The sequence below is a fragment of the Nocardioides solisilvae genome (assembly GCF_003194625.1).
Taxonomy (GTDB): Bacteria; Actinomycetota; Actinomycetes; order Propionibacteriales; family Nocardioidaceae; genus Nocardioides; species Nocardioides solisilvae.
The window spans coordinates 348983-372909 of sequence record NZ_QHKX01000004.1; the positions used below are offsets into that span (position 1 = coordinate 348983).

Consider the following 23927-nt stretch of genomic DNA (forward strand, 5'->3'; position numbering starts at 1 on the left):
CGGCGATGACCGACCCGGCTGCCGGGGCACGCCCGGGAGCCGGGTCGGAGCCCCTGATCCGGCTGCGCGACGTCGTCCGGGCGTTCCCGGCGCGCGGCGGCGGCGAGGTGCGGGCGCTCGACGGCGTCGACCTCGACGTCGCGTCCGGCGAGATCCTCGGCGTCGTCGGCTACTCCGGCGCCGGGAAGTCCACGCTGCTGCGCCTCGTCAACGCGCTGGACCGTCCCACCAGCGGGACGGTGACCGTCGCCGGGCGCGAGGTCAGCGCGCTGTCCGAGCGCGAGCTGCGCACGGTGCGCCGCGACATCGGGATGATCTTCCAGCAGTTCAACCTCTTCTCCTCACGCACGGTCTGGGGCAACGTCGCCTATCCCCTCCAGGTCGCCGGCGTGCCCAAGGCAGAGCACCGGCGACGGATCTCCGACCTCCTGCACTTCGTCGGGCTCGCGGACAAGGCGCACGCCCACCCCGAGCAGCTCTCCGGCGGCCAGAAGCAGCGCGTGGGGATCGCCCGCGCCCTGGCGACCGACCCGCAGATCCTGCTGGCCGACGAGCCGACCAGCGCGCTGGACCCGCAGACCACCTCGGAGGTCCTGGCCCTGCTGCGACGGGTCAACGAGGAGCTGGGGATCACGATCGTCCTCATCACCCACGAGATGGACGTCGTCCGCTCCCTGGCGCACCGCGTGGCCGTCATGGAGGCGGGCCGCGTGGTGGAGCAGGGCGACACCTACGACCTCTTCTCCCGGCCCGGCCACCCCGCGACCCGGCGGTTCGTCGACACGCTCGTCGAGAAGGGCCCGCCCGCGCGCGCCCTGGACCGGCTGCGGGAGCGGCACCCCGGCCGGATGGTCACGCTCTCCTTCCGCGAGCAGGACGCCTCGCCCGCGGACGTCTTCGCGGTCTTCGTCGAGCGGGGCGTGCAGTTCGAGCTCGTGCACGGCGGGGTCGAGGACGTCCGCGGACGGACCTTCGGGCACCTGACCTTCACCGTGACCGGCGCCGACGAGGCCGTCGCCGACGCGGTGGCCCGCGTCGCCACGTTGGTCGAGGTCACGGAGCACGCCACCCGCGACGACGCCGGAGGGAACGCCTGATGGACCGCCTGCTCGAGCTCGAGGGTCTCTTCTGGGACGCGAGCCTCCAGACCCTCTACATCGTCTTCACCACGCTCGTCCTGGGGGGCATGGGCGGCCTGCTCCTCGGGCTGCTGCTGCACACCACCCGCCCCGGCGGCATCGCGCCGCAGCGCCTGGTCCACGTGGCGCTCAACGTGCTGGTCAACTTCTTCCGGCCCATCCCGTTCATCGTCTTCATCGCCGCGGCGCAGCCCGCGGCCCGGCTGGTCGTGGGCACCGGCATCGGCAACAAGTCGTTGATCTTCGCCCTCTCGATCGCTGCCACCTTCGGGATCAGTCGGATCGTGGAGCAGAACCTGGTCTCCGTCGACCCCGGCGTCCTCGAGGCGTCGCGCGCGATGGGTGCCGGACGGCTCCGCACCACGCTGACGGTGCTGCTCCCCGAGGCTCTCGGGCCGCTGGTGCTGGGCTACACGTTCGCGCTCGTGGCGATCGTCGACATGGCGGCGGTCGCCGGCGTCGTGGGCGGCGGCGGTCTGGGCGCCTTCGCCCTGACCTACGGCTACCGGCAGTACGAGCCGGTGGTCACCTGGGCGGCGGTGCTGATGATCATCGCCTTCGTCCAGCTGGCGCAGTTCGCCGGCAACCGCCTGGCCCGCAGGATCATGCGCCGCTGACGCCCCCGCCCCGCTCAGTCCGCCAGCCCGAGCTCCGCGCGCACCGGCAGGTGGTCCGACGCCCGTGACGCGACCGTCCCCGCGCGGGCGACCGACCACCGGTCGGTGACGAAGAGGTGGTCGATCTGCTCGTCGGGGTCCTCCGTGCGGGCGGTGGGCAGCGGGCGGACACGGGCGAGCCCGTCGCGGAGCCCGACGTCCAGCACGGCCTCGAACGATGCGCTCCCCGGCTCGAAGTTGAAGTCGCCACCGAGCACCACCGGGGTGCCGTCCGCGTGCAGGTCCGCGACGAGGGCGGCGAGCTCGCGCGCCTGGTCGAGGGTCCCGTCGGCGCGCGCAGCGGTCGGCTGCACGTGCGTGGAGACGAACCACGCGTCCTCCCCGGGCGCGGACAGCCTGACGGCCAGCGCCCCCGCCCCCGTCACCGCGCCGTGGGGCTCCAGCGGCACCCCCCGCACCTCCCGCACCGGGAGCCGGGTGAGGACCGCGTCGCCCCACACCGGGTCGGCCGCCGGGTTGAAGACCGCGCGCAGCCCCGTGAGCCGGGCCAGCACGGCGAGCTGGTCCTGGCCGCCGTTCAGCAGCCACCCGCGGTCCACCTCGCTGAGCAGCACGACGTCGGCCCCCTCCAGCACCCGCGCCACCTCGCGGGCGTCGAACCGGCCGTCCGTGCCGTAGCCCATGCGCAGGTTCCACGCGAGGACCTCGAGCCGGCCGCCGGACGCCGGACCGTCGGCGTCCGGGGCGGGGTCGGGGAGCCGGTGGAGCACGGCCCCTGCGCCGGCCAACGCCGTGCCGACGACGACCGTCCCGAGCAGGGCGCGCCGTACGCCACCCCGAGGTCCCGCACCCGCGCCCGCCGGTCCTCTCCCCGGGAGGACGCGCTGCGGTGCGACGAGCAGCGGGGCGACGAGCAGCGGGGCGACCAGCACCGCCGTGACCAGGACCAGCAGCCAGTCGGCCCGGTAGCCGAGGTCGTAGCCGGCGTAGTAGGCGAAGAAGAGCACGACCCACAGGACCCCGCCGCCCAGCACGCTCGGCCCGGCGGCCCCCGACCTGTCGCCCCTGTCGCCCCTGTCGTCGCCCCTGTCGTCGGGCAGCACGGGCACGGACGTGGGCGAGGGCAGCAGGACCCAGCCGAGCGCCGTCGGACCCAGGAGCAGGAGCGGCAGGAGCCAGGCCGGGAGCGCGCCGGCGACGCCGTCCCGGGAGCCCGTGACCAGCAGGCTGCCGGCCACGGAGAGCACCGCCGCTCCCGCCGCGACGACGCCCGCGAGGCGGTACGGTCGACCGGCGTCCGGTGCCCCCGCGACGGCCACGGACCCCAGCACGAGCAGCGCCAGGCCGCAGCCGACCACCAGCAGCAGCGGCCCGAGCCCTGGGTCCACCACCGAGGCCCGGCCGGGGTTCACCACCGCGACCCCGGCGACCAGCGTGAGCGGCAGGACGCTCCACGCGACCCTGCGCGACAGCCGTTCCCCGCCCGAGTGCCGGCCGGCCGGGGCGGAGGCGAGCGCCGCGGCGACCAGCACGGCGAGGACGACGGCACCCGCGGGTCCGCCCTGCCAGACGGGCAGCCAGGTGCCGGAGGCCGCGACCACGCCTGCCTGGAGGAACCACCCGCAGGCGAGGCCCGGGGCCACGAACCTGGGTCTGGCTGCGACGAGGTGGGCCAGCCAGGCCAGGCAGCAGGCCACCCCGACGCTCGCCGCCCACAGCTGCACCTGCCCGCCGGGCGCCGGCGCCAGGCCGACACGCGCCACGAGGGCGGCCACCAGCGCGAGGACGGGGAGGCGCCCACGACGGGTGAGGAGGTGGACGGGGAACGCGGCGAGGACGCAGCCGAGCGCGAAGAGCCCCATCAGCTCGGGCGGCGTCTGGGCCGCCTGCCCGAAGACGGTGATGAGCGAGGCGCCCCAGACCGCCGCGAGCTCCACGAAGAGCCACCACGCCGTGCCGAGGGCCAGGACCGGGAGCAGGAGGGCGACGGGTCCGTCCGCGCGAGGACTGCTGGCCATGGTCCGTTCTACCGTAGGCGGCTACGGTGCCGACATGTCCGGCACGGAGTGGGTGCTGCACGTCGACATGGACCAGTTCCTGGCGGCGGTCGAGGTGCTGCGCCGTCCCGAGCTGGCGGGCCTCCCGGTCGTCGTCGGGGGCCGCGGCGACCCGACGGAGCGCGGCGTGGTCTCGACCGCCTCGTACGAGGCTCGCGCCTTCGGGGTCCGCTCCGGCATGCCGCTGCGTACCGCGCTCAAGCGCTGCCCCGAGGCGGTCTTCCTCCCGGTCGACCGGCCGGTCTACGAGGCCGCCTCCCAGACCGTGATGGAGACGTTGCGGGCGACCCCCGGGGCCGTGGTCGAGGTCCTCGGCTGGGACGAGGCCTTCGTCGGGCTGCGCACCGTCGATCCCGAGGCGGCCGCTGCCGACGTGCAGCGCCGCGTGCTCGCCGCGACCGCCCTGCACTGCTCCGTGGGCATCGGGGACACCCTGCTGCGCGCCAAGATCGCGACCGACTTCGGCAAGCCGCGCGGCACGTTCCGGCTCACCCGGGAGAACTGGGCCGAGGTGATGGGGGCGCGTCCCACGACCGCCCTGTGGGGCGTCGGGAAGCGCATCGCCACCAGGCTCGAGCGGCTCGGCATCACGACGGTGGCCGAGCTGGCGGTGGCCGACGAGGCGGCGCTGGTCGACGAGCTCGGCCCCACGATGGGTCCGCACTACCGCCGGGTGGGGCGCGGGGAGGGCCGGGCCCGGGTGGACGACACGCCCTGGGTGCCGCGCGCCCACGGCCGCGAGACGACGTTCCAGAGGGACCTCGCGGACCCCGAGGAGGTCCGCGCGGCGCTCCGGGAGCTGGCGGAGCAGGTCGTCGCCGACATCAGCAGCGAGGGTCGTCCCTGCGCCCGGGTGGGGCTGAAGGTCCGGTTCGCCCCGTTCTTCACTACGACCCGGGTGCGCAAGCTCGCCGAGCCGACGTACGACGCGGGCACCGTCGCCGCCACGGCGCTCTCCCTCTACGAGGCGCTCGGCGACGACCGGCCGGTCCGGCTGCTCGGGGTCCGGGCGGAGATGGTGCCCCCCGAGACGGGCTGACGTCGACGACGGGAGCTCAGGCCGGTCGCGGCACCGCCGCGAAGGTCATCTGCCCGAGCCACCGGGGCAGCTCGCGCGCGACCGACGACGGACCGTCGACGCGCAGCTCCTCGGCGCGCAGCGCGTCGGACCACCGGCGGTCGCCGCGCCACAGCTCGACCATCGTGCGCAGCGTGGTCTCCACGCCCGCGTCGACGGCGAAGCCGGGATCGACGTCGCAGACGTCGGCCTCGTCCCCCTGGACGCACAGCCACCACTGCTGCGTGCGTGGGGGCTGGTCGCCGAACCGGAAGCAGACCACGGTGCGTCCGCGCGGCCACAGCTCCAGCGGCACGGTCCGGCGGATGTCCCAGATCAGCAGGTGCGGGTCGAGGTCCTCGACGCCCAGCTCCCCGATCCAGCGCATCCCCCAGGCCCCGAGCTGCTCGACGACGGGGCGCAGCTCCTCACCGCACGGCGTCAGCCGGTAGCTGGCCCGTCCCGCTGCGTCCTCCACCCGCTGGACGACGCCGACGCGCTCGAGGGTCCGCAGCCGCTTCGTGAGCAGCGCCGGGGACATCTTCGGGTTCCCCCGCCGCAGCTCGTTGAACCGGGTGCTGCCCGCCATCAGCTCCCGGACCACCAGGATCGTCCACCGCTCGTCCAGGACCTCCATGGCCTTGGCGACCGGGCAGAACTGGCCGTACGCCGTCATCGCGCCCTCCCGGGTGACTGGTGCCTGGGTGCCTGGTGCCTGGTGCCAGTAGACGCCTCCGTCGGGCCCGGCACCAGACCCCGGACTGGGGAGCCGACCGGTACAGATCGTGAACCGCCGGTGGTTCAGATCTGGCACTGGAGGAGGGCGCGCGGCCGGCCCACGCTGGAGCCACAGGCACTTCGCGGACAGGAGAGACGAGATGACCGACCAGACGATCACCGACAGGCGCCGGAACGAGCCGGGGGCTCCGCCGGCGCAGGACGAGCTCAAGGCGCGCCACCGCGCCATGTGGGCCCTGGGTGACTACCCCTCCGTGGCGAGCCGGATCATCGCCGACCTCGGCGAGCGCGTGGTGGCCGCCACCGGCGTCGGCCCGGGCGACCGGGTCCTCGACGTCGCGGCCGGGTCGGGGAACGCCTCGCTCCCGGCGGCCCGGGCGGGCGCCGACGTCGTGGCGAGCGACCTGACGCCCGAGCTGCTGGCCACCGGACGGGCGGAGGCGGACGCGCAGGGTCTGGACCTCGCCTGGGAGGTGGGCGACGCGGAGGCGCTGCCCTTCGGGGACGGCGAGTTCGACGTCGCGCTCTCCTGCGTCGGCGTGATGTTCGCGCCGTTCCACGAGCGGGCCGCCGGGGAGCTGCTGCGAGTGCTCCGTCCCGGTGGACGCCTCGGTCTCGTGGCCTGGACCCCGGAGGGCTTCATCGGCCAGATGTTCGCGGCCATGAAGCCCTACGCGCCGGCGCCGCCGCCCGGAGCCACCCCGGCGCCTCGTTGGGGCGACGAAGGGCACGTGCTCGGCCTGCTCGGCGACGGCGTGGAGGACGTCGGGACGCAGCGCGAGCAGCTCGTGGTGGACGCGTTCAGCACGGGCGCGCAGTTCCGCGACTTCTTCAAGGAGCGCTACGGGCCCACGATCGCGGTGTACCGCGCTCTCGCGGGGCAGCCCGACCGGGTCGAAGCCCTGGACACGGCGCTCGCGGACCTCGGCGACCGGCACCTGGGCGACAACGGGACCATGCACTGGGAGTACCTGCTCCTGACCGCGCGGCGTCGGGGCGGGACCGGGGGGGCCCGGGCCGGGACGCCCGAGGCTTGAACCGGGCGACGCCTGGGAACGGGACCGGAGGCGAGGCACGCCTGCCTCGCCTCCCCCCACGAAGGAGAAGCAATGCACCCGACCCACGTCCCGCTTCGCGTGACCACCGGCGCGTTCATCCTGAACTCCGGCATCTCCAAGCTGGGAGCGGACGAGGGCACGGCGCAGTACCTGCACGGCGCCGCCGCCAACGCCTACCCCGCCTTCAAGGACATGAAGCCGAGCAGCTTCGCCCAGCTCCTCGCCTACAGCGAGATCGCGGTCGGCGCCGCCCTGCTGGCGCCGATGGTCCCTGCGACCGTGGCGGGCGCCGCCCTCACCGGCTTCGGCGCCAGCCTGGTCGGCATGTACCTCAAGACTCCCGGCATGACGCTCGACGACGGCATCCGCCCCAGCCAGGAGGGCATCGGGGTGGCCAAGGACGTGTGGCTGGTCGGAGCCGGCGCCACCCTGCTCACCCAGGGGCTGCTCGGCACGGTCAAGTCCGGGGTGAAGTCGTCGAAGAAGAAGCTCAAGAAGGCCGTCCCCTCGGTCCCGTCGATCCGCTGAGCTGACCCGGACTGGGCGGGATCAACGGTCGAGCCCCCCGCCACGCGCCCGGACCAGCCCGTCGTGGAGCTCGCGCAGCGCCGCGTCCAGGTCCACCGCCGGGGCCCAGCCCCAGCGGTGGGCCCGCCCGGCCAGCACCCGGCCGGTCCAGGCCGGGGCGTCCTCCCACACCGGCTCGACACCGAGCGCCTCCGCGACCGTCCCGAGGTAGTCCCCCCAGGTGGCGGGGCCGGCCGCGACGTTCACCGGCGTGCAGGCCCCCTCGACGGGTCCTCGCTCGGGGTCGTCCGTCGGCTGGATCGCCCCGACGGTCACGTCGGCAGCGAGGGCGGCGAGGTCGGTGGCGTGCACCCACGGCCAGGACCGGTGCCGCACCGCCCGTCGTTCCGCCTCGTCGGCCAGGACGTCGCGCGGCCGGAGCGTGTTCCACACCGACGACTCCCCCGGCCCCAGGATCGCCGGCGGCCGCAGCAGCACCCTGGTGGTGTCGTCGAGTTCGGCCAGCGCGGCGTCTAGGTCGCGCTTCACGACCGGGTAGTCGCCCGCGTCGTCGGGGACGAGGGCGGCGCGCTCGTCCACGTCGCCCACGCCCGGACGTCGGTCGTGGACGGCGGCCGTGGAGAGGTGGACCAGGAGCGGCACCCCCGCGGCGGTGGCGGCGCGGGCGACGGTCAGGGTGCCGTCGTACCCGACCCGGCGCTGCGCCTCGCCGTCCCCGTCGAGCGGGTGGACCGTGGTGACCAGCGCGCCGGCGCCGGAGACGACCTCGGTGGCGAAGCGGGCGTCGGTGAAGTCGCCCACCCGCTCCTCGACGCCGGGCACGGCGGGGGCCGTGCCGGGGCGGCGGACGACGGCGCGCACGCGCGCGCCCCGCTCCGACAGGGCGCGACACACGTGGCTGCCGACGAGCCCGTTGGCACCGGTGACGACGACGGGGCGGGTGGGGGATGACATGTCCCCACCGTATTCCGGCTGCCCCGGGCAGGGTCGCTGTGCCACGATCGGCGCAGGAGCCGCCCATGACCGACGTCCGCACCGCCCCAGCCCCGGCCCGCCTCGCGGGCTGGCGTGCCGCGCTCCTCGAGCTCGGTCTCGTCGCAGGGCTCTACCTGCTCTACCGGTGGGGCAGGGTCGTCGCGCTGGACCGTGAGGCAGTGGCCTTGGCGAACGCCCGGGCCGTCCACGACCTGCAGCAGGCGGTCGGCCTGCCCTCGGAGGCGGTGCTGCAGGCCCTGGTGCCCTCGGTCGGCCTGCTCGAGCTGGCGAACGTCTACTACGTCGCGGTCCACTTCCCCACGGTGGTGGCGTTCCTGGCGTGGCTCTACCTCCTCCGCCCGCGGGCCGACTACCTCTGGGCGCGCAACCTGCTGGTCGTCCAGACGGGCCTGGCCGCGGGCATCCACGTCGCCTTCCCGCTCGCCCCGCCGCGGATGTTCGCCGACCTCGGCTTCGTCGACACGATGTCGGTCCACGGCCCCTCGGCGTACGACGGCGCCAGCGCGGCGGTGGCCAACCAGTACGCCGCCATGCCCAGCCTGCACGTCGGGTGGGCCGTCCTCCTCGCCGTCGTCGTGTCGCGGTGCGGACCGCGGTGGGCGGCACGCCTGACGGGCGCGCACGCGGCCACCACCCTCGTCGTGGTGACCGTGACGGCGAACCACTGGCTGCTCGACGGGGCCGTGGCGGTCCTGCTGCTCGGCCTGGCGCTGCTGGCCTTCCCGGGCCCGGACCGCAGGCGTCCGGGGCATCTCCGGCTCAGCCGTCCGACCGCGGCAACCGCGCCAGCACGGCCAGGGTCGACGGCCGGCGCTCCGGCCCCGCCACCGCGGCCAGCTCCTCCAGGACCGCCCGGAGGTGGTCCAGCACCCGCGTGTCCTTCGCGGCGTGCCGGGCCAGCTCGCTGACCGCGGCCTCGAGGACCTGCGCGTAGCGCTGCGGGCGGTAGACCACGGCCACGGCGTCGTCCGCGACGGCGTACGGCGACGGGTCGCGCCCCGTCGCCCACGCACGGCAGCCGCGAGCTGCTGGCGGGCCTCGGCGGGCAGCTCGGTCACGCCCCACACCCGACCGACCTGCTGGCCGGGAGCGACGTGCTCGCCGGGGGTCAGGTCCAGCTGGACGACCCCGCCGAGCCGGCGGGCGCTCGCGAGGAGCCGGCTGCGGTCGAGGCCGGTGACGTAGCCGCAGCGGTCGTCCACGCCGAAGGCGACGTGCGAGAGACCGGGGGCCGGTGACCACGTGCAGGCCGGCCCCTCCTCTGCGGCGAGGCGGCGGACCGCGGCGACGGTGCGCCGACGGACGTCGGCCATCGTCCGGGTCACCTGCACCATCGCGGTGATGTGGCGGATGAAGCGAGGAACATGCCCACGGCGACCAGCACGTAGAGCAGGGAGACCGTCACCGCCACCTGCGGGACCCGTCCCTCGTCCCCGCCACGGACGGCGCGCAGCACCGTCCCGACGTCACCGGGACCCTCGCCACGGCCGGGCCGCGCGGGGCGGGTCGAAGGCAGGCCTAGGGGGCGCCCGCGGAGCCCGTCACCACGGTGCCGGCGGTGCCCGCCAGGAGCGCGACGGCGTCCTCCAGGCGTCCGATGGAAGCAGTGCCGCCCGTCGCCTCCACGAAGCGGCACACCGCGTCCACCTTGGGCCCCATCGAGCCCGGCGCGAACTCCTCGGCACGCAGCTGGGCGGGCGTCGCCCGACGGATGGGCTCGGCCCGGTCGGTGCCGAAGTGCCGCTCGACGTGGGCGACGTCGGTGAGCACCAGCAGGACCTCGGCGCCCAGGGCCTGGGCGAGCACCGCGCTCGTCAAGTCCTTGTCGACGACCGCCTCGACGCCGCGCAGCGTGCCGTCGGGGTCGCGGACGACCGGGACGCCCCCACCGCCCGCGCACACCACCACGACGCCGTTGTCGAGCAGCAGCCGGATCAGCGGCGTCTCCACCACCTCACGAGGGCGGGGCGACCCGACCACCCGGCGCCACCCGGGGCCGTCGGGCTTCACGGCCCAGCCGCGCTCCCGCGCCAGCGCACGGGCCGTCTGCTCGTCGTACACCTCGCCCACGAACTTCGTGGGATCGGCGAACGCCGGGTCCGCGGCCTCCACGAGGGTCTGGTTGAGCACGGCCGCGACCTGCCGGCCGGGCACGGCGTTCTGCACCGCCTGCAGCAGCCAGTAGCCGATCATCCCCTGGGTCTGCGCGCCCAGCACGTCGAAGGGGTAGGGCGTGGTCAGGTGCGGGTTGGAGGCCGACTGGAGGGCGAGCACCCCGACCTGCGGGCCGTTGCCGTGGGTGACCACGAGCTCGTGCTCCCGCGCGAGCGGGGCGAGCGCGCGCACGGCGGCGCGGACGTTGCGCTGCTGGACCGCGGCGTCGGGCAGCTCCCCCCGCCGGAGCAGCGCGTTCCCGCCCAGCGCGACGACGAGGCGCACGCCCCACCTCCGATCCCCCGGGTCCTGCCGGCCGTCCCACCGTACGTGCTCCAGGCTCGGGGATCAGTCGACCAGGACCTTCTCCCCGTGGCGCGCCACCACGGCGTTCCAGTCGAGCTCGTCGGCCAGGCGGTCCGCGAGCGCCTGCGCGGCCTCCGGCTCACCGTGCACGACGAACGCCGTCCGCGGGGGCGGGGACGCACGCAGCCAGTCGACCAGCTGTCCGCTGTCGGCGTGGGCCGAGTGACCCTGGAGGTTCACCACGCGCGCCCGGACGGGGACGTAGCGGCCGTGGATCTTGACCGCCCTGGCGCCGTCGGCCAGCGCCCGGCCGCGCGTCCCGATCGCCTGGTAGCCGGTGAGGATCACGGTGTTGCGCCGCTGGGGCAGCTGGTGCTCCAGGTGGTGCAGCACGCGTCCGCGCGCGGCCATGCCGGAGGCGGAGACCTCGATGCAGGGGTGCTGCGGGTCGTTGAGCCGAGCGCTGGGCCTCGGCGACCATGCTCACGATCCGGGCGAGCATCCTGTCCCGCCCGACGGCGTCGGCGCGCAGCACGAGCGCACCGGTGGAGTTGAGGGTGCCGCCGATGGCGGCGTCGCCGACCGCCTGGGTGACCGTCATGGACTCTCCCGTGACGAGGGACTCGTCCACCGCGGACCGGCCGTCCTCCACGGTCCCGTCGACGGGGACCTTCTCGCCGGGCCGCACGCGCAGCAGGTCCCCGATCCGCACCTGGTCGAGCGTGACCTCCTCCTCGGTGCCGTCCTCGCGGATCCGGCGTGCGGTCCTCGGGGACAGGTCGAGGAGCGCCTCGAGCGCTCGGCCGGTCGCCTCGCGGGCCCGGAGCTCCAGGACCTGCCCCAGCAGGACGAGCGTGGTGATGACGGCGGCCGCCTCGAAGTACACCTCGACGGCCCCGTCCTCGCGGAACGCCTCGGGGAAGATCGCGGGTGCCACAGTCGCGACGACGGAGAACAGCCAGGCGACGCCGGTGCCCATCGCGATCAACGTGAACATGTTCAGGTGACAGGTCCGCACGGACGCCGACCCGCGGACGCAGAAGGGCCAGCCGGCCCAGAGCACGACCGGCGTGGCCAGGGCGAGCTGCGTCCACGCGGAGGTCGTCGGGGTGACCTCGTCGTGCAGCCACGGGACGAGGTCACGGCCCATCCCGAGGACCACGACCGGGACGGACAGGGCCACGCCGACCCAGAAGCGACGGGTCATGTCGCTGAGCTCTGCCGAGGGTCAGGCGTCCGCGGTGACGACGACGGGCTCCAGCGCCATCCCGCAGATGGGACAGGTCCCGGGCCGTCCTGACGGATCTCCGGGTGCATCGGGCACGTGTACTCCACCGTCTGGTCGGAGGCCCGGTCATGGACGGAACGGGTACTGGACATGCCTTCATGGCATACCCCATGGGGGTACCCTGTCAAGGGTCTCCGGGCACGGCTCCGCGGACGCCACCACGGATGGCGTCGAGGGGGAACCGGTCGAGAGACCGAGCCCCGGGGTCCGTCGGTCGCTCAGCGCGCCTCGGGACGCACGTGGGGGAAGAGGATGGTCTCGCGGATCCCGGTGCCCGTGAACAGCATGATCATCCGGTCGATGCCGATGCCCAGGCCGCCCATGGGGGGCGCGCCGTACTCCAGGGCGCGGAGGAAGTCCTCGTCCACCTGCATGGCCTCCGGGTCGCCGCCGGCGGCGAGCAGGCTCTGCGCCTCCAGCACCTCGCGCTGGACCACCGGGTCGACGAGCTCGGAGAACGCCGTGCCGCGCTCGATCCCGCCGATGATGAGGTCCCACGCCTCGATGAGTCCCGGCTTCGACCGGTGCGGCCGAGCCAGCGGCTGGGCCGACGGCGGGTAGTCGCACAGGAAGGTCGGCTGGACCAGCGTGGGCTCGACCAGCTCGGAGAGCAGCTCGAGGACGAGCTTCTCCGCGTCCCAGTCGGGGTGGCCCTCGAGCTCGTGCGCGGCGAGCAGCTCGCGCAGGCGCTCGGCCGGCGTCTCCGGGGTGACCTCCTCGCCGACGGCCTCGGAGACGGCTTCGTGGACAGGGAGCCACCTCCACTCCGCATCCAGGTCCACCGGCCCGGCGGGAGTGTCGACGACGCGTGAGCCGACGGCGTCCGCGGCCGCCAGGAAGAGGTCGCGGGTCAGCACGGCCATGCTGTGCTGGTCACCGTAGGCCTGGTAGGCCTCGAGCATGGTGAACTCGGGCGAGTGGGTCGAGTCGACACCCTCGTTGCGGAAGATGCGACCGAGCTCGAAGACCCTGTCCACCCCTCCGACCACCGCCTTCTTCAGGCTGAGCTCCAGCGCGATCCGCAGGGTCATCTCCTGGTCGAACGCGTTCATGTGGGTCCGGAACGGACGTGCCTTGGCACCGCCGTGGACGGACTGCAGGACCGGGGTCTCGATCTCGATGTAGTCCTGCGCCTCGAGCGTGCTGCGCAGCGCACGGGTGATGGCGGACCTGGTGCGCACCATGTCCCGCGCCTCCTGGCGCACGATCAGGTCGACGTACCGCTGGCGCACACGAGTCTCGTCGGACAGGTCCTTGTGCAGCACCGGGAGCGGCCGCAACGCCTTGGACGCCATCTCCCAGCGCGTGGCGAGGACGGACAGCTCGCCGCGCCGCGACGAGATGACCCGACCCTCGACGAGGACGTGGTCCCCGAGGTCGACGTACCGCTTCCAGCGCTCGAGCTCGTCGGCGCCGACGCCGTCCAGGGACACCATCACCTGCAGCCGGGTCCCGTCGCCCTCCTGGAGGGAGGCGAAGCAGAGCTTGCCGGAGTTGCGCATGAACATCACGCGCCCGGCGACTCCCACCGTGTCGTCGGTCTCCTCGCCGGTGGCCAGGTGCGACCACCCGGCCACCACCCCGGCCAGGCTGTGGGTGCGCGCGACCGCGACGGGGTAGGGGTCGTGACCGGTCTCGAGGAGCGCAGCCCGCTTCGCGGCCCGGACCGCTTCCTGCGAGGCGAGGCCCTCGGCGCCGTCAATGACCGACTCGTTGCTCATGGGACGCCATGCTACGGACCGCTCCGGTGCGAAAGCGGGCCGGGTCTCGCGTCCCGTCGGGCGAATCGTCCGCCTACGCCAGCCCGTCATCCCCCGGGTCCGGCGCCCTCGGGGCCTGCTCGTCGGCCGCGTGCAGGACGGACTCCCGGACCCGATCCCAATGCCGGCTCCACGCCTCCACGGGGCACGCACGCTCGAGCACCCCGAGCTGGGAGTCGAGCACCGCCAGCTCGGCGCTCATCGCGGATGGGAGGTTCCTCAGGCCCTACGTCGACGCCGCGGACCTCGTGGTCTTCTCCCGCGCGGCGTACGCCCCCACCTGGATGGACCCCCGCCGCGTCCGGGTCATCGCCCTTTCGCTGGACCCGTTCAGCGCCAAGAACGCCGCACTCGCCCCGCCGACGTCGACGCGACCCTGAGCCGGACCGGACTGGTGGCTCGGCCGGCGGTCAGGGGCAGCATCAGCTTCGCGCGGCGGGACGGCACCACCGGCACCGTGCGACCCCACACCAACCTCGTGGGGGCGGGAGACATCGTGCCCTCGGACGCGCGTGTCGTCCTGCAGGTCAGCCGCTGGGACCGGCTCAAGGACATGGCGGGGGTCCTGAACGGCTTCGGCACCCACCTCTCGAGGTGGTCTGCCGACGCGCACCTGGTGCTGGTCGGACCCGACGTGCTCGGGGTGGGCGACGACCCCGAGGGCGCGGAGGTCCTCTTCGAGTGCGTGGACCTCTGGAGAAGCCTGCCCCCCCCCGCGGCCCAGCGGCGTTCGCACCTCGTCTCGCTGCCCATGGACGACGTCGGCGAGAACGCCCACCTCGTCAACGCCCTGCAGCGGCATGCGGCGGTCGTCGTGCAGAAGAGCCTCGTCGAGGGCTTCGGCCTGACGGTGACCGAGCCCATGTGGAAGGGCCGCCCAGTGGTCGCCTCGGCGGTCGGCGGTGTGCGAGACCAGATCGTGGACGGGGTGAGCGGCCTGCTCCTGGAGGACCCGACCGACCTGGACCGGTTCGCGGACCCCGTGACCAGCGTGCTCGAGGACGACGAGCTCGCCTCGCGGTTGGGCGCGGCGGCAGCGCGGCGGGTTCGGGACCAGTACCTGCCCCGACCGTCACCTGACCCAGTACGCCGATCTGTTGGACGAGCTCCAGGACGGGACGGCGTCCTAGCGCCCAACGCGCCGTGGCTCGCTCGACGACCCAGTCGACCCCTCCAACGCTTTCAGGCCCGGAGATCGGCGATCTCCGAGCCTGAAATTCGGTCGGGCTGACAGGACTTGAACCTGCGATCCCTTGGAGGAATCAGGCCCATTTCTGGCAGTACCGAAAAGTTCGGAAAAACGTCGAAACCCGCGTGGAATGGGGCTTTCGGCCCCGCGGGCACCTCCGATGATAGCCGGCCGAGACCGGCCCCAGCCGATCGTTTGTGGAGGGTTTATGGAGGGTTGCAGGGTCGCGCCATGGGGAGGACCCGCGCCTTTCTTCATCAGCACCGGCGTTCCCCGTTGGTCCTCGAAGGAGAGCCCCTGCCGCCACTGCGCCGTGCGCCCGTCGGTTTCAGCTCGTCGTCGGCGACCGCAGGGTTTCAGCCCACGGGTTCGACGGCCCGACGCTCGGGGTCGACGAGCAGGACCGCGCCGTTGGGCACGTCCAGCCATTCCGTCGGCGGGGCCGTCGGCCCACGCAGCGCCTGGGCGGCGTACCGCACGGCGTCGCCGTGCGTGACCAGGACGACCGCGGTGCCGGCGGTAGCGGCGACGAAGGCCTCGGTCAGCACCGCGAGCATGCGCCGGCCCACCTGGGCGGGGCTCTCGCCCCCAGCGATCGGGAGGTCGATGTCCGACCAGTCGTGCTGCTCCCCCGCCCGCCAGGTCTCCTCGTAGCCCAGCCCCTCGAGGCTTCCGAGCGCCATCTCCCGCAGCCGGGGATCCTCTGCCACGGGAGCGTCCAGACGGTCGGCGACGATGTCGGCGGTCTCACTCGCTCGCACGAGATCGCTGCTCACCACTCGCGCCTCCGTGGTGCGCCGGTCCCTCAGGAGCTGTGCCACCAGCCGCGCCGCCGACGCGGCCTGCTCGCGCCCCTTCGCCGTGAGTCTCGGATGGTGCGTCTGGCCCTGGGTCCGGCGGGCGACGTTCCACTCGGACTCGCCGTGGCGGACGAGAAGGACGGGTGCGGTCACGGAGGCTCATGATGCCCCGCCTGGCGTCTTTCCGGTTGCTCGCCGGTCGATCCGGCTCCGGGGGCCGTCGTCAGGTGGCGTAGTCTCCGAGGACCCACGGTTCCAGGAACCCGGTGCCATTCCGGGGCGGTTCCGCCACTGTGATTCCTCCGTCGAGGACAGCCAGACACTGGCCGCGGGTGATCCCACCGTCACACGGGGCGAGAACCCCGGAGGAGGAACTTCGGCCATGGCCGCGTCCGCACTCATCTGCCTGCTCTCCACGTCCGACACGGACCTGCTCTCGGCCCGGGCGAGCCGCGCCAGCTACGCGCTGGCCAACCCGAGCCGCAGCACCGGCTCCGAGCTCGACGCCGTGGTGGAGGGCGCCGACCTCGTCGTCGTGCGGCACCTGGGATCCCCGCACGACCTGTGGCAGGGCCTCGACGCCGTGCGCGCCGGCGGCACCCCGCTCGTCGTGCTGGGCGGGGAGCAGCAGCCCAGCGCCGAGCTGATGGAGCTCAGCACCGTGCCGATCGGCGTCGCCGCAGAGGCGCACCGCTACCTCGCCGAGGGTGGACCCGAGAACCTGGCACAGCTGCACGCCTTCCTGTCCGACACCGTGCTGCTGACCGGCGAGGGGTTCGAGCCGCCTGCCCCGGTCCCGGCCTGGGGCTTCGCGGAGCGGGACGCCGTCGACGGCACCGGCCTCCCCCGGGTCGGCATCCTGTACTACCGCGCTCACCAGGCTTCAGGGAACACCGCTTTCGCGCACGCCCTGGCCGACGCGGTGGACGCCACCGGACAGGCGGTCGGCGTCCCGATCTTCGCCGGGTCGCTGCGCAGCGCTCCTGACGACCTCTTCGAGGCGCTCGGCGGGCTCGATGCCCTGGTCGTCACCGTCCTGGCGGCCGGCGGCAGCGTCCCGGCTTCCGTCAGCGCCGGCGGGGACGACGAGACCTGGGACGTCGAGCGCATCGCCGCGCTCGACATCCCCGTGCTCCAGGGACTCTGCCTCACCAGCAGCCGCGAGGAGTGGGAGGCCAACGACGACGGCGTCACCCCGCTCGACTCCGCGAACCAGATCGCCATCCCCGAGTTCGACGGCCGGGTCATCACTGCGCCGTTCTCGTTCAAGGAGGTCGACGCCGAGGGGCTCCCCCGCTACGTCGCGGACCCCGAACGCTGCGCCCGGGTCGCGGCCATCGCCGTCAACCACGCACGCCTGCGGCACGTCCCGAACGCCGACAAGAAGGTCGCGCTGGTGCTCTCGGCGTACCCGACGAAGCACTCCCGCATCGGCAACGCCGTGGGCCTGGACACCCCTGTCTCGACCATCCGCCTGTTGCGCCGCCTGCGGGACGCCGGCTACGACCTCGGGGCCCCGGGTGCCGTGCCGGGCCTGGACCTCGAGGACGACACCGAGGCCGGCGACGCCCTGATCCACGCCATGATCGCCGCCGGCGGGCAGGACGAGGAGTGGCTCACGTCGGGCCAGCTCACGGACGCCCACGTCCGGATCACCACCGAGCAGTACCGCCGCTGGACCGCGCACCTGCCCCGGGCGCTGCGCGACCGGATGACCGAGGCGTGGGGCGAGGCCCCCGGGAGGCTGTTCGTCAACGACGCCGGCGAGATCGTCATCGCCACACTGGTCGCGGGCAACGTGGTGGTCATGATCCAGCCGCCCCGCGGCTTCGGTGAGAACCCGGTGGCGATCTACCACGACCCCGACCTCGCGCCCACCCACCACTACCTGGCCGCCTACCGGTGGCTGGAGGCGTCGCCCGCCGAGGGCGGCTTCGGCGCGCACGCCGTGGTCCACGTCGGCAAGCACGGTTCCCTGGAGTGGCTGCCCGGGAAGAACGCCGCCCTCTCCGCGGAGTGCGGGCCCGACGCCGTCCTCGGCAGCCTGCCGCTGCTCTACCCGTTCCTGGTCAACGACCCCGGGGAGGGGGCCCAGGCGAAGCGCCGCGCCCACGCGACGATCGTGGACCACCTGATCCCGCCGATGGCCCGGGCGGAGACCTACGGCGACATCGCCCGGCTCGAGCAGCTCCTCGACGAGTACGGCAACATTGCCGCGATGGACCCAGCCAAGCTGCCGGCGATCCGCGGGGAGATCTGGCAGCTGATGAAGGCCGCCGAGATGCACCGCGACCTGGGACTGGAGGAGCGGCCGGACGACGAGGAGTTCGACGACTTCCTGCTCCACGTCGACGGCTGGCTGTGCGAGATCAAGGACGTGCAGATCCGTGACGGCCTGCACGTCCTGGGCCAGGCGCCGGCCGGCGAGGCACTGGTCAACCTCGTGCTCGCCGTGCTCCGCGCCTCCCAGGTGTGGGGCGGCGTCGGCAACGCGGTGCCGGGCCTGCGCGCAGCCCTGGGGTTGTCGGAGGGTGCGAGCACCGCCGAGGTCGACGCCTTCGAGGCCGAGGCCCGCCGGCTCGTGGAGGCGCTCGCCGCGGCCGGGTGGGACCCGTCGGCGGTCGACGTCCTGCACGAGGACCCCGCCGTCCGGTCGGCCCTGGCCTTCGCGGCGACGGAGGTGGTGCCCCGGTTGGCGAGCACCACGGACGAGATGGACGTGCTGCTGCACGCGCTCGACGGCGGGTACGTCCCGGCCGGGCCCTCGGGGTCCCCGCTGCGCGGGCTGGTCAACGTGCTGCCGACCGGCCGCAACTTCTACACCGTGGACCCGCGCGCGATCCCGTCGCGGCTCGCGTGGCAGACCGGGCAGACGATGGCGGAGTCGTTGGTGCAGCGCTACCTGGACGAGACCGGGGAGTACCCCGCCTCGGTCGGCCTGTCGGTGTGGGGCACCAGCGCGATGCGGACCTCGGGCGACGACGTGGCGGAGGTGCTCGCCCTGCTGGGCGTCCGCCCGGAGTGGGACGACATGTCGCGCCGGGTCAACGACCTGCGCGTCGTCGACCTGGCAGAGCTGGGCCGCCCGCGCATCGACGTGACGGTCCGCATCTCCGGCTTCTTCCGCGACGCCTTCCCGCACGTCGTGGCGATGCTCGACGACGCCGTGCAGCTCGTCGCCGGGCTCGACGAGCCCGACGAGATGAACTTCGTCCGCGCCCACGCCCGGGCCGACCTGGCCGAGCACGGCGACGCCAGGCGGGCCACGACCCGGATCTTCGGCTCGAAGCCCGGATCGTACGGCGCCGGCATCCTCCAGGTGGTCGAGTCGGGTTCCTGGCGCGACGACGCCGACCTCGCGGAGGTCTACACCGCCTGGGGCGGCTTCGCCTACGGCCGCGGCCTGGACGGGGCCCCCGCCGCCGACGACATGCGCACCGCGTACCGGCGGATCAAGGTGGCAGCCAAGAACGTCGACTCCGCCGAGCACGACATCGCCGACTCCGACGACTACTTCCAGTACCACGGCGGGATGGTCGCCACGGTGCGGGCGCTGACGGGCTCCGACCCCAAGGCGTACGTCGGCGACTCGACCTCGCCCGACGCGGTGCGGACACGCTCGCTGCAGGAGGAGACGAACCGGGTCTTCCGGGCGCGCGTGGTCAACCCGCGCTGGATCGCGGCCATGCAGCGCCACGGCTACAAGGGCGCCTTCGAGCTCGCCGCCACCGTGGACTACCTCTTCGGCTTCGACGCCACCGCCGGCGTGGTGCACGACTGGATGTACGAGTCCCTGGCGAGCTCCTACGTCCTCGACGAGACCAACCAGGAGTTCCTGCGCCGGTCGAACCCGTGGGCCCTGCGCGGCATCGTGGAACGGCTGCACGAGGCGGCCGAGCGTGGCCTGTGGGCCGAGCCCGACGCCGAGACCCTGGCCCAGCTGCAGAAGGTCTACCTGGAGGTCGAGGGCGACCTGGAGGACGAGGCCGGGCCCGGGACGCCGCGGTGACCCACGTGCGCGTGGTGGGCTTCGGGATGGGCCCGCACCACCTGACGGGTGAAGCAGTGGCCGCCCTGGACGCCAGCGACTACGCCATCGCGGTGCGCAAGGGGCCCGACGACGAGCTGCTGGAGGTGCGGCGCCGCATCTGCGCCGCCCACGACGTGGAGCTGGTCGAGATCCCCGACCCGATAAGGGACCGCGACGACCCCGCCGACTACCCGACCGCGGTGCGGACCTGGCACGACGCCCGGGTGGATGCTTTCGCCACCGAGCTGGTCGCCCGGGGCGGAACTGCCGCGTTCCTGGTCTGGGGTGACCCGTCGCTCTACGACTCCATGCTGCGGGTCGTCGAGGGGCTCGCGGCGCGCGGCGACCTCGCCGGACTCACCTGGGACGTCGTGCCTGGGATCAGCGCACCGCAGCTCCTCGCCGCCCGGCACCGGATGGTGCTGCACCCCGTCGGGGCGCCGGTGCACGTCACCGCCGCGCGCCGACTGCCGGAGGCGCTCGCCCAGGGGCAGCGCAACGTCCTGGTGATGCTCGGCTCCGACCGCGAGCTCGACGCGCTCGAGCCGCTGGGGGCGTGGCAGCTCTGGTGGGGCGCCAACCTCGGCGCCCCCGGGGAGCAGCTCGTCGCGGGCCGGGTCGCCGAGGTGCTGGACGACGTCCGCCGGGCCCGGCAAGCAGCCCGCTCCGTCGACGGCTGGGTGATGGACACCTACCTCCTTCGCGCCGCGGAGGAGGAGGCGCGGTGACCGGACTGCTCGTGGCCGGCACCACCTCGGACGCCGGCAAGTCGGTGGTGACCACCGGCCTGTGCCGGGCCTTCTCCCGTCGCGGCGTGGCCGTGGCGCCCTACAAGGCCCAGAACATGTCCAACAACTCGATGGTCTGCCACGGCCCCGACGGGCGGCCGGCCGAGATCGGCCGGGCGCAGTGGGTGCAGGCGCTCGCCGCCCGGGTGACTCCGGAGCCGGCGATGAACCCGGTGCTGCTCAAGCCCGGGTCGGACCGGCGCAGCCACGTCGTGGTGATGGGTCACCCGGCCGGGGAGGTCTCGGCGACCGACTTCGCCACCGGCCGCCGGCACCTCGCGAAGGCGGCGCACGAGGCGTACGACGAGCTCGCCGGTCGCTTCGAGGTCATCGTCGCGGAGGGTGCGGGCAGCCCGGCGGAGATCAACCTGCGGGCCAGCGACTACGTCAACATGGGCCTCGCCCGCCACGCCGACCTGCCCGTCGTCCTGGTCGGCGACATCGACCGCGGCGGCCTCTTCGCGTCCATGCTCGGCACCCTCGCCCTGCTCGAGCCGGCCGACCAGGCCCTGCTCGCCGGCTTCGTGGTCAACAAGTTCCGCGGCGACCTCGGGCTCCTGCGACCGGGCCTGGACGAGCTGGAACGCATCACCGGGAGGCCCGTGCACGGGGTGCTCCCCTGGCACCCGGACCTGTGGCTCGACTCCGAGGACGCGCTCGACCTCGAAGGTCGCCGCAGCGCCGAGGGGGCCACGGTCCGGGTCGCGGTGGTGCGGCTCCCCCGGATCAGCAACTTCACCGACGTCGACGCCCTCGGCCTTGAGCCCGAGCTCGACGTCGTCTTCGTCTCCGACCCGCGGGACCTCGCCGACGCCCACCTGGTTGTCCTCCCCGGCACCCGGGCCACGCTCGCCGACCTGGCGTGGCTGCGCTCCCGCGGCCTGGACGCCGCCCTCACCGCGCACGTCGCGGCCGGTCGGCCTCTCCTCGGCATCTGCGGAGGCTTCCAGATGCTCGGCCGCGAGGTCCGCGACCCCGAGGGCGTCGAGGGGCCCCGGGGCACCGTCGCCGAGGGGCTGGGCCTGCTGCCGGTCTCCACGACCTTCGCGGCGGAGAAGGTCCTGCGCCTCCCGGAGGGTCGCGCCCTGGGCGCCACCAGCACCGGCTACGAGATCCACCACGGTCGCGTCACCCGCGCATCGGGTGCCGAGGAGTTCCTCGGCGGTGCGAGGACCGGGCAGGTCTTCGGCACGATGTGGCACGGCAGTCTCGAGGGCGACGCCTTCCGGGCCGCCTTCCTCGCCGAGGTCGCCGGGCTCGCTCCCTCGGGCGTGGGGTTCGCCGACGCTCGGGAACGGCGGCTCGACTTGCTCGGCGACCTCGTCGAGGAGCACCTCGACGTGGACGCACTCCTGACGATGGCCCGTGCCGGGTCGCCGCCGGACCTGCCCCTGCTGTCGCTCACGCGAGGCCCCGTGGAGGGCACGCGATGAAGGTGCTGCTGCTCGGCGGGACCGCGGAGGCCCGCGACCTCGCCCACCGGCTCGTCGACGCCGGTATCGACGTCACCTCGTCGCTGGCCGGACGGGTGACGCGTCCGCGGCTGCCCGTGGGACAGGTGCGCATCGGCGGGTTCGGCGGGGTTCTGGGGCTGCGGGCCGCGCTGGAGGAGTTCGACCTCGTGGTGGACGCCACGCACCCCTTCGCCCGGGGGATCAGCGCCAACGCCGCCGAGGCCTGCCGTGCCGAGCACGTCCCGTTGCTGCGCTTCGAGCGACCGGCGTGGACCCCGGACCCTGCCTGGCGGTACGTGGAGACCCACGAGGCGGCTGCTGCCGCGGCCGCCGCCCTGGGCGAGCGGCCGTTCCTGACCGTCGGGCGCCAGGAGCTGGCTAGGTTCGTGACTCCCCTCCGCGACGCCGCCGTGCTGGCACGGGTCGTCGACCCACCCGACCTCGCCCTCCCCGCGGCCTGGCAGCTGCTGGCCAGCCGGGGCCCCTACACGCTCGACGGCGAGCTGGCCGTGCTCCGCGAGCACCGCTCCGACGTGCTGGTGACCAAGGACTCCGGTGGGTCCCACACCTGGCCCAAGCTGGACGCCGCCGCACGCCTGCAGGTGCCGGTCGTCGTGGTCGCCCGACCGAGGCCGGACCCCCGCGTGCCGGTCGTGCACGAGGTGGGTCCGGCCGTGGCGTGGGTGCTGGCGCACCGCTGATCAGGCCCGCGCGGCCACCGGGGTCTCGAGCCGGCCGACCAGCCAGGTCAGGGCCACGCCGAGCGTCCCCCAGAGGGTGGCCAGCGTGAGGAGCGAGGAGACCCTGAACTCCCACAGGACGTCGGCCGGGAAGTCGCCCAGCTCGTTGACCGTGGGCATGGCGACCGCCGCCGCGGCCACGACCGCCACGTAGGCGGCACCGGCGACCACCACCCCGGTCCAGGCCCCCATGACGGCCGCGAGCCGACGCCCGAGCGCCACCGCGACCACCATCGCGACGACGGAGACCAGGAGGAAGGCGAAGTAGTAGGCCGTGCGCTCCCCGATGGTGTCCCCGCTGCCCACCGCCGGCGGGGCGGCGGGGTACTTCAGGAAGGGCACCAGGGCGTAGGCGACGAAGCCCAGCGCGGTGACGAGGGCGGTGGAGCCGACGACGCCCAGTCGTCCGAGGCGCCCCGCGACCCCCGCGGCCACCAGGGCGATGATCCCGCCGAGCGCCACGCCGACGGCGAGGGTGGCGGTGGCGAGCCCGGAGGTCTTCTGCGTGGTGCGGCTGATCCCGCCCTCCTCCTCGTCGTGGGAGTGGGTGTGGGCCGCCTCGCCGTCACCGTGGGAGTGGGCGGCCTCGGCGGCGGGTGCAGGCGCCGCGGACTCCTCCAGGGCGATGGCGGCGTCGATGGGCGGTTCCCCCACCGTGTAGGCGACGGCGAAGGCCAGGAGGCCGGCGAACAGGCCGGCGAGCAGGCCGCGGACCAGGAAGGTGCGTGCAGTCATGTGTCCGACCCCGCTCAGTGGCAGGGGTAGCCGAGCAGGTGCCGGCCGTCGTGGACCCACTCGTGGATCGCCGTGCCGGCCGGGATCGAGATCGCCCCCTGGTCGGCGCTGACGAAGAAGATGACGAGCAGGCCGAGCAGGCCGACGAACAGCGCCCAGGGCGCCAGCTCGCGGAGGTCGACCGTGGGGATCTCGACGGTGGGGATGGCGCCGGCGACCGGCGCCGCAGCAGCGTGCGACATGTGTCCTCCTCAGGCCCGTGCGGATGTCGGACCACCGGGTGGTACGTTGCCCTCGCCGTGGTGCACGGGAAGCCGGTTCGAAGCCGGCGCGGCCCTCGCCACTGTGAGCGCGGAGCTCCGCGACCTCACCGACACTCCGGTGTCGGGACCACTGGGTGCATGCCTGGGAAGGTCGGTCGCTGGGTGTCGATGCGCGAGCCAGGAGACCGGCCACGGCGCGTTCGCATCCACGAGGTCCTTGGAGAACAGAT

24 protein-coding genes, 2 pseudogenes and 2 riboswitches are annotated in these 23927 nt (G+C 74.1%); of the genes and pseudogenes, 13 read left to right on the forward strand and 13 right to left on the reverse strand.

Annotation, left to right across the window (positions count from 1 at the left end; genetic code table 11):
- Positions 1 to 5: 5 nt before the first annotated feature.
- Both DNK53_RS16955 and DNK53_RS16960 read left to right on the forward strand, forming a co-directional pair.
- Complete coding sequence (locus DNK53_RS16955; RefSeq protein WP_110183488.1) at positions 6 to 1097, forward strand: methionine ABC transporter ATP-binding protein; 1092 nt, start codon at positions 6 to 8, stop codon at positions 1095 to 1097.
- Positions 1097 to 1756 carry a methionine ABC transporter permease gene (locus tag DNK53_RS16960; RefSeq protein WP_110183489.1) on the forward strand — a complete coding sequence of 220 codons (660 nt, stop codon included), beginning with the start codon at positions 1097 to 1099 and terminating at the stop codon, positions 1754 to 1756. The genes DNK53_RS16955 and DNK53_RS16960 overlap by 1 nt, the downstream gene beginning before the upstream one ends.
- Before the next feature lie 14 nt (positions 1757 to 1770).
- On the opposite strand, the gene DNK53_RS16965 is transcribed toward DNK53_RS16960, so the two are convergent.
- Positions 1771 to 3774, reverse strand: coding sequence for an endonuclease/exonuclease/phosphatase family protein (locus tag DNK53_RS16965; RefSeq protein WP_110183490.1), 2004 nt, complete (start codon positions 3772 to 3774; stop codon positions 1771 to 1773).
- A 34-nt stretch (positions 3775 to 3808) separates the two neighbouring features.
- Between DNK53_RS16965 and DNK53_RS16970 the strand changes: the two genes are divergently transcribed.
- Positions 3809 to 4852: a DNA polymerase IV gene (locus DNK53_RS16970; RefSeq protein WP_204163989.1), complete on the forward strand. Its 1044-nt coding sequence runs from the start codon at positions 3809 to 3811 to the stop codon at positions 4850 to 4852.
- A 16-nt stretch (positions 4853 to 4868) separates the two neighbouring features.
- On the opposite strand, the gene DNK53_RS16975 is transcribed toward DNK53_RS16970, so the two are convergent.
- Entirely contained in the window at positions 4869 to 5546 is a 678-nt protein-coding gene (locus tag DNK53_RS16975) for a winged helix-turn-helix transcriptional regulator (protein WP_110183491.1), read from the reverse strand.
- Positions 5547 to 5748: 202 nt separating this feature from the next.
- Here DNK53_RS16975 and DNK53_RS16980 point away from each other — a divergent pair, with 202 nt between their 5' ends.
- Together DNK53_RS16980 and DNK53_RS16985 are read left to right on the forward strand one after the other, a co-directional pair.
- A complete protein-coding gene (locus tag DNK53_RS16980; protein WP_110183492.1) occupies positions 5749 to 6645 on the forward strand; it encodes a class I SAM-dependent methyltransferase in 897 nt (298 codons plus the stop codon).
- 72 nt (positions 6646 to 6717) lie between these two features.
- A complete protein-coding gene (locus DNK53_RS16985) occupies positions 6718 to 7194 on the forward strand; it encodes a hypothetical protein (protein ID WP_110183493.1) in 477 nt (158 codons plus the stop codon).
- Between the two features lie 21 nt (positions 7195 to 7215).
- On the opposite strand, the gene DNK53_RS16990 is transcribed toward DNK53_RS16985, so the two are convergent.
- Positions 7216 to 8148, reverse strand: a complete 933-nt coding sequence (locus tag DNK53_RS16990) for an NAD-dependent epimerase/dehydratase family protein (protein WP_110183494.1) — start codon at positions 8146 to 8148, stop codon at positions 7216 to 7218.
- Between the two features lie 65 nt (positions 8149 to 8213).
- On the opposite strand from DNK53_RS16990, the gene DNK53_RS16995 reads away from it, so the two are divergent.
- Positions 8214 to 9098, forward strand: coding sequence for a phosphatase PAP2 family protein (locus DNK53_RS16995; RefSeq protein ID WP_110183495.1), 885 nt, complete (start codon positions 8214 to 8216; stop codon positions 9096 to 9098).
- Positions 9099 to 9209: 111 nt separating this feature from the next.
- Here the strand turns inward: DNK53_RS16995 and DNK53_RS18530 are convergent.
- The 4 genes and pseudogenes from DNK53_RS18530 to DNK53_RS18440 form a co-directional block, all read right to left on the reverse strand.
- A pseudogene (locus tag DNK53_RS18530) lies at positions 9210 to 9542 on the reverse strand (DUF2254 family protein); the annotation flags it as partial.
- A 166-nt stretch (positions 9543 to 9708) separates the two neighbouring features.
- Positions 9709 to 10629 (reverse strand): carbamate kinase, encoded by a 921-nt coding sequence (locus tag DNK53_RS17005; protein WP_110183496.1) that lies wholly within the window; start codon positions 10627 to 10629, stop codon positions 9709 to 9711.
- Between the two features lie 63 nt (positions 10630 to 10692).
- Complete coding sequence (locus DNK53_RS18245) at positions 10693 to 11061, reverse strand: MBL fold metallo-hydrolase RNA specificity domain-containing protein (protein WP_239456611.1); 369 nt, start codon at positions 11059 to 11061, stop codon at positions 10693 to 10695.
- 124 nt (positions 11062 to 11185) lie between these two features.
- Positions 11186 to 11536 (reverse strand): annotated as a pseudogene (locus DNK53_RS18440) (P-type ATPase actuator domain-containing protein); the annotation flags it as partial.
- Between DNK53_RS18440 and DNK53_RS18445 the strand changes: the two are divergent.
- The gene (locus DNK53_RS18445) at positions 11511 to 11657 is read left to right on the forward strand and encodes a hypothetical protein (RefSeq protein ID WP_275425769.1); all 147 of its coding nucleotides are present in this window, start codon (positions 11511 to 11513) and stop codon (positions 11655 to 11657) included. The pseudogene DNK53_RS18440 and the gene DNK53_RS18445 overlap by 26 nt on opposite strands.
- A gap of 221 nt (positions 11658 to 11878) precedes the next feature.
- On the opposite strand, the gene DNK53_RS18555 is transcribed toward DNK53_RS18445, so the two are convergent.
- The 3 genes from DNK53_RS18555 to DNK53_RS17625 all read right to left on the reverse strand — a co-directional run bounded on the left by DNK53_RS18555 (position 11879) and on the right by DNK53_RS17625 (position 13900).
- Complete coding sequence (locus DNK53_RS18555; protein ID WP_338041060.1) at positions 11879 to 11974, reverse strand: heavy metal-binding domain-containing protein; 96 nt, start codon at positions 11972 to 11974, stop codon at positions 11879 to 11881.
- A gap of 182 nt (positions 11975 to 12156) precedes the next feature.
- Positions 12157 to 13659, reverse strand: coding sequence for a lysine--tRNA ligase (gene lysS / locus DNK53_RS17020; RefSeq protein WP_110183498.1), 1503 nt, complete (start codon positions 13657 to 13659; stop codon positions 12157 to 12159).
- Positions 13660 to 13732: 73 nt separating this feature from the next.
- On the reverse strand, positions 13733 to 13900 hold the full coding sequence (locus DNK53_RS17625; protein ID WP_162599993.1) for a hypothetical protein: 168 nt from the start codon (positions 13898 to 13900) through the stop codon (positions 13733 to 13735).
- 46 nt (positions 13901 to 13946) lie between these two features.
- On the opposite strand from DNK53_RS17625, the gene DNK53_RS18450 reads away from it, so the two are divergent.
- Both DNK53_RS18450 and DNK53_RS17630 read left to right on the forward strand, forming a co-directional pair.
- The gene (locus tag DNK53_RS18450) at positions 13947 to 14078 is read left to right on the forward strand and encodes a hypothetical protein (protein ID WP_275425770.1); all 132 of its coding nucleotides are present in this window, start codon (positions 13947 to 13949) and stop codon (positions 14076 to 14078) included.
- A gap of 77 nt (positions 14079 to 14155) precedes the next feature.
- Positions 14156 to 14929 carry a glycosyltransferase gene (locus tag DNK53_RS17630; RefSeq protein ID WP_162599994.1) on the forward strand — a complete coding sequence of 258 codons (774 nt, stop codon included), beginning with the start codon at positions 14156 to 14158 and terminating at the stop codon, positions 14927 to 14929.
- 314 nt (positions 14930 to 15243) lie between these two features.
- Here DNK53_RS17630 and DNK53_RS17030 read toward each other — a convergent pair whose 3' ends face one another.
- Positions 15244 to 15840, reverse strand: coding sequence for a histidine phosphatase family protein (locus DNK53_RS17030; protein ID WP_110183500.1), 597 nt, complete (start codon positions 15838 to 15840; stop codon positions 15244 to 15246).
- A gap of 80 nt (positions 15841 to 15920) precedes the next feature.
- Positions 15921 to 16032, forward strand: a riboswitch (cobalamin riboswitch).
- A 37-nt stretch (positions 16033 to 16069) separates the two neighbouring features.
- On the opposite strand from DNK53_RS17030, the gene cobN reads away from it, so the two are divergent.
- Genes cobN through DNK53_RS17050 form a run of 4 tightly spaced genes read left to right on the forward strand, consistent with a single transcriptional unit; the run spans position 16070 to position 22660 of the window.
- Entirely contained in the window at positions 16070 to 19696 is a 3627-nt protein-coding gene (gene cobN / locus DNK53_RS17035; RefSeq protein WP_110183501.1) for a cobaltochelatase subunit CobN, read from the forward strand.
- Entirely contained in the window at positions 19693 to 20445 is a 753-nt protein-coding gene (gene cobF, locus DNK53_RS17040; RefSeq protein WP_239456612.1) for a precorrin-6A synthase (deacetylating), read from the forward strand. Before cobN ends, cobF begins: the two co-directional genes overlap by 4 nt.
- Positions 20442 to 21938, forward strand: coding sequence for a cobyric acid synthase (locus DNK53_RS17045; RefSeq protein WP_110183502.1), 1497 nt, complete (start codon positions 20442 to 20444; stop codon positions 21936 to 21938). The genes cobF and DNK53_RS17045 overlap by 4 nt, the downstream gene beginning before the upstream one ends.
- Positions 21935 to 22660: a cobalt-precorrin-6A reductase gene (locus DNK53_RS17050; RefSeq protein ID WP_110183503.1), complete on the forward strand. Its 726-nt coding sequence runs from the start codon at positions 21935 to 21937 to the stop codon at positions 22658 to 22660. Before DNK53_RS17045 ends, DNK53_RS17050 begins: the two co-directional genes overlap by 4 nt.
- On the opposite strand, the gene DNK53_RS17055 is transcribed toward DNK53_RS17050, so the two are convergent.
- Together DNK53_RS17055 and DNK53_RS17060 are read right to left on the reverse strand one after the other, a co-directional pair.
- Positions 22661 to 23434 carry a CbtA family protein gene (locus DNK53_RS17055; RefSeq protein ID WP_110183504.1) on the reverse strand — a complete coding sequence of 258 codons (774 nt, stop codon included), beginning with the start codon at positions 23432 to 23434 and terminating at the stop codon, positions 22661 to 22663.
- 14 nt (positions 23435 to 23448) lie between these two features.
- Positions 23449 to 23676 (reverse strand): CbtB domain-containing protein, encoded by a 228-nt coding sequence (locus DNK53_RS17060; protein ID WP_110183505.1) that lies wholly within the window; start codon positions 23674 to 23676, stop codon positions 23449 to 23451.
- Positions 23677 to 23717: 41 nt separating this feature from the next.
- Positions 23718 to 23905, forward strand: a riboswitch (cobalamin riboswitch).
- The last annotated feature ends 22 nt before the right edge of the window (positions 23906 to 23927 follow it).

Excerpts from the sequence above, each read along its gene's own strand:
- DNK53_RS17050 (WP_110183503.1), top strand. The coding sequence starts at position 21,935 with ATGAAGGTGCTGCTGCTCGGCGGGACCGCGGAGGCCCGCGACCTCGCC.
- DNK53_RS18245 (WP_239456611.1), bottom strand. The coding sequence starts at position 11,061 with ATGGCCGCGCGCGGACGCGTGCTGCACCACCTGGAGCACCAGCTGCCC.
- DNK53_RS17060 (WP_110183505.1), bottom strand. The coding sequence starts at position 23,676 with ATGTCGCACGCTGCTGCGGCGCCGGTCGCCGGCGCCATCCCCACCGTC.
- DNK53_RS16975 (WP_110183491.1), bottom strand. The coding sequence starts at position 5,546 with ATGACGGCGTACGGCCAGTTCTGCCCGGTCGCCAAGGCCATGGAGGTC.
- DNK53_RS16960 (WP_110183489.1), top strand. The coding sequence starts at position 1,097 with ATGGACCGCCTGCTCGAGCTCGAGGGTCTCTTCTGGGACGCGAGCCTC.
- DNK53_RS16990 (WP_110183494.1), bottom strand. The coding sequence starts at position 8,148 with ATGTCATCCCCCACCCGCCCCGTCGTCGTCACCGGTGCCAACGGGCTC.
- DNK53_RS16985 (WP_110183493.1), top strand. The coding sequence starts at position 6,718 with ATGCACCCGACCCACGTCCCGCTTCGCGTGACCACCGGCGCGTTCATC.
- lysS (WP_110183498.1), bottom strand. The coding sequence starts at position 13,659 with ATGAGCAACGAGTCGGTCATTGACGGCGCCGAGGGCCTCGCCTCGCAG.
- DNK53_RS16955 (WP_110183488.1), top strand. The coding sequence starts at position 6 with ATGACCGACCCGGCTGCCGGGGCACGCCCGGGAGCCGGGTCGGAGCCC.
- cobN (WP_110183501.1), top strand. The coding sequence starts at position 16,070 with ATGGCCGCGTCCGCACTCATCTGCCTGCTCTCCACGTCCGACACGGAC.
- DNK53_RS17055 (WP_110183504.1), bottom strand. The coding sequence starts at position 23,434 with ATGACTGCACGCACCTTCCTGGTCCGCGGCCTGCTCGCCGGCCTGTTC.
- DNK53_RS16965 (WP_110183490.1), bottom strand. The coding sequence starts at position 3,774 with ATGGCCAGCAGTCCTCGCGCGGACGGACCCGTCGCCCTCCTGCTCCCG.
- DNK53_RS16980 (WP_110183492.1), top strand. The coding sequence starts at position 5,749 with ATGACCGACCAGACGATCACCGACAGGCGCCGGAACGAGCCGGGGGCT.
- DNK53_RS16970 (WP_204163989.1), top strand. The coding sequence starts at position 3,809 with ATGTCCGGCACGGAGTGGGTGCTGCACGTCGACATGGACCAGTTCCTG.
- DNK53_RS18445 (WP_275425769.1), top strand. The coding sequence starts at position 11,511 with ATGACGGCGGCCGCCTCGAAGTACACCTCGACGGCCCCGTCCTCGCGG.
- DNK53_RS16995 (WP_110183495.1), top strand. The coding sequence starts at position 8,214 with ATGACCGACGTCCGCACCGCCCCAGCCCCGGCCCGCCTCGCGGGCTGG.
- DNK53_RS17625 (WP_162599993.1), bottom strand. The coding sequence starts at position 13,900 with ATGAGCGCCGAGCTGGCGGTGCTCGACTCCCAGCTCGGGGTGCTCGAG.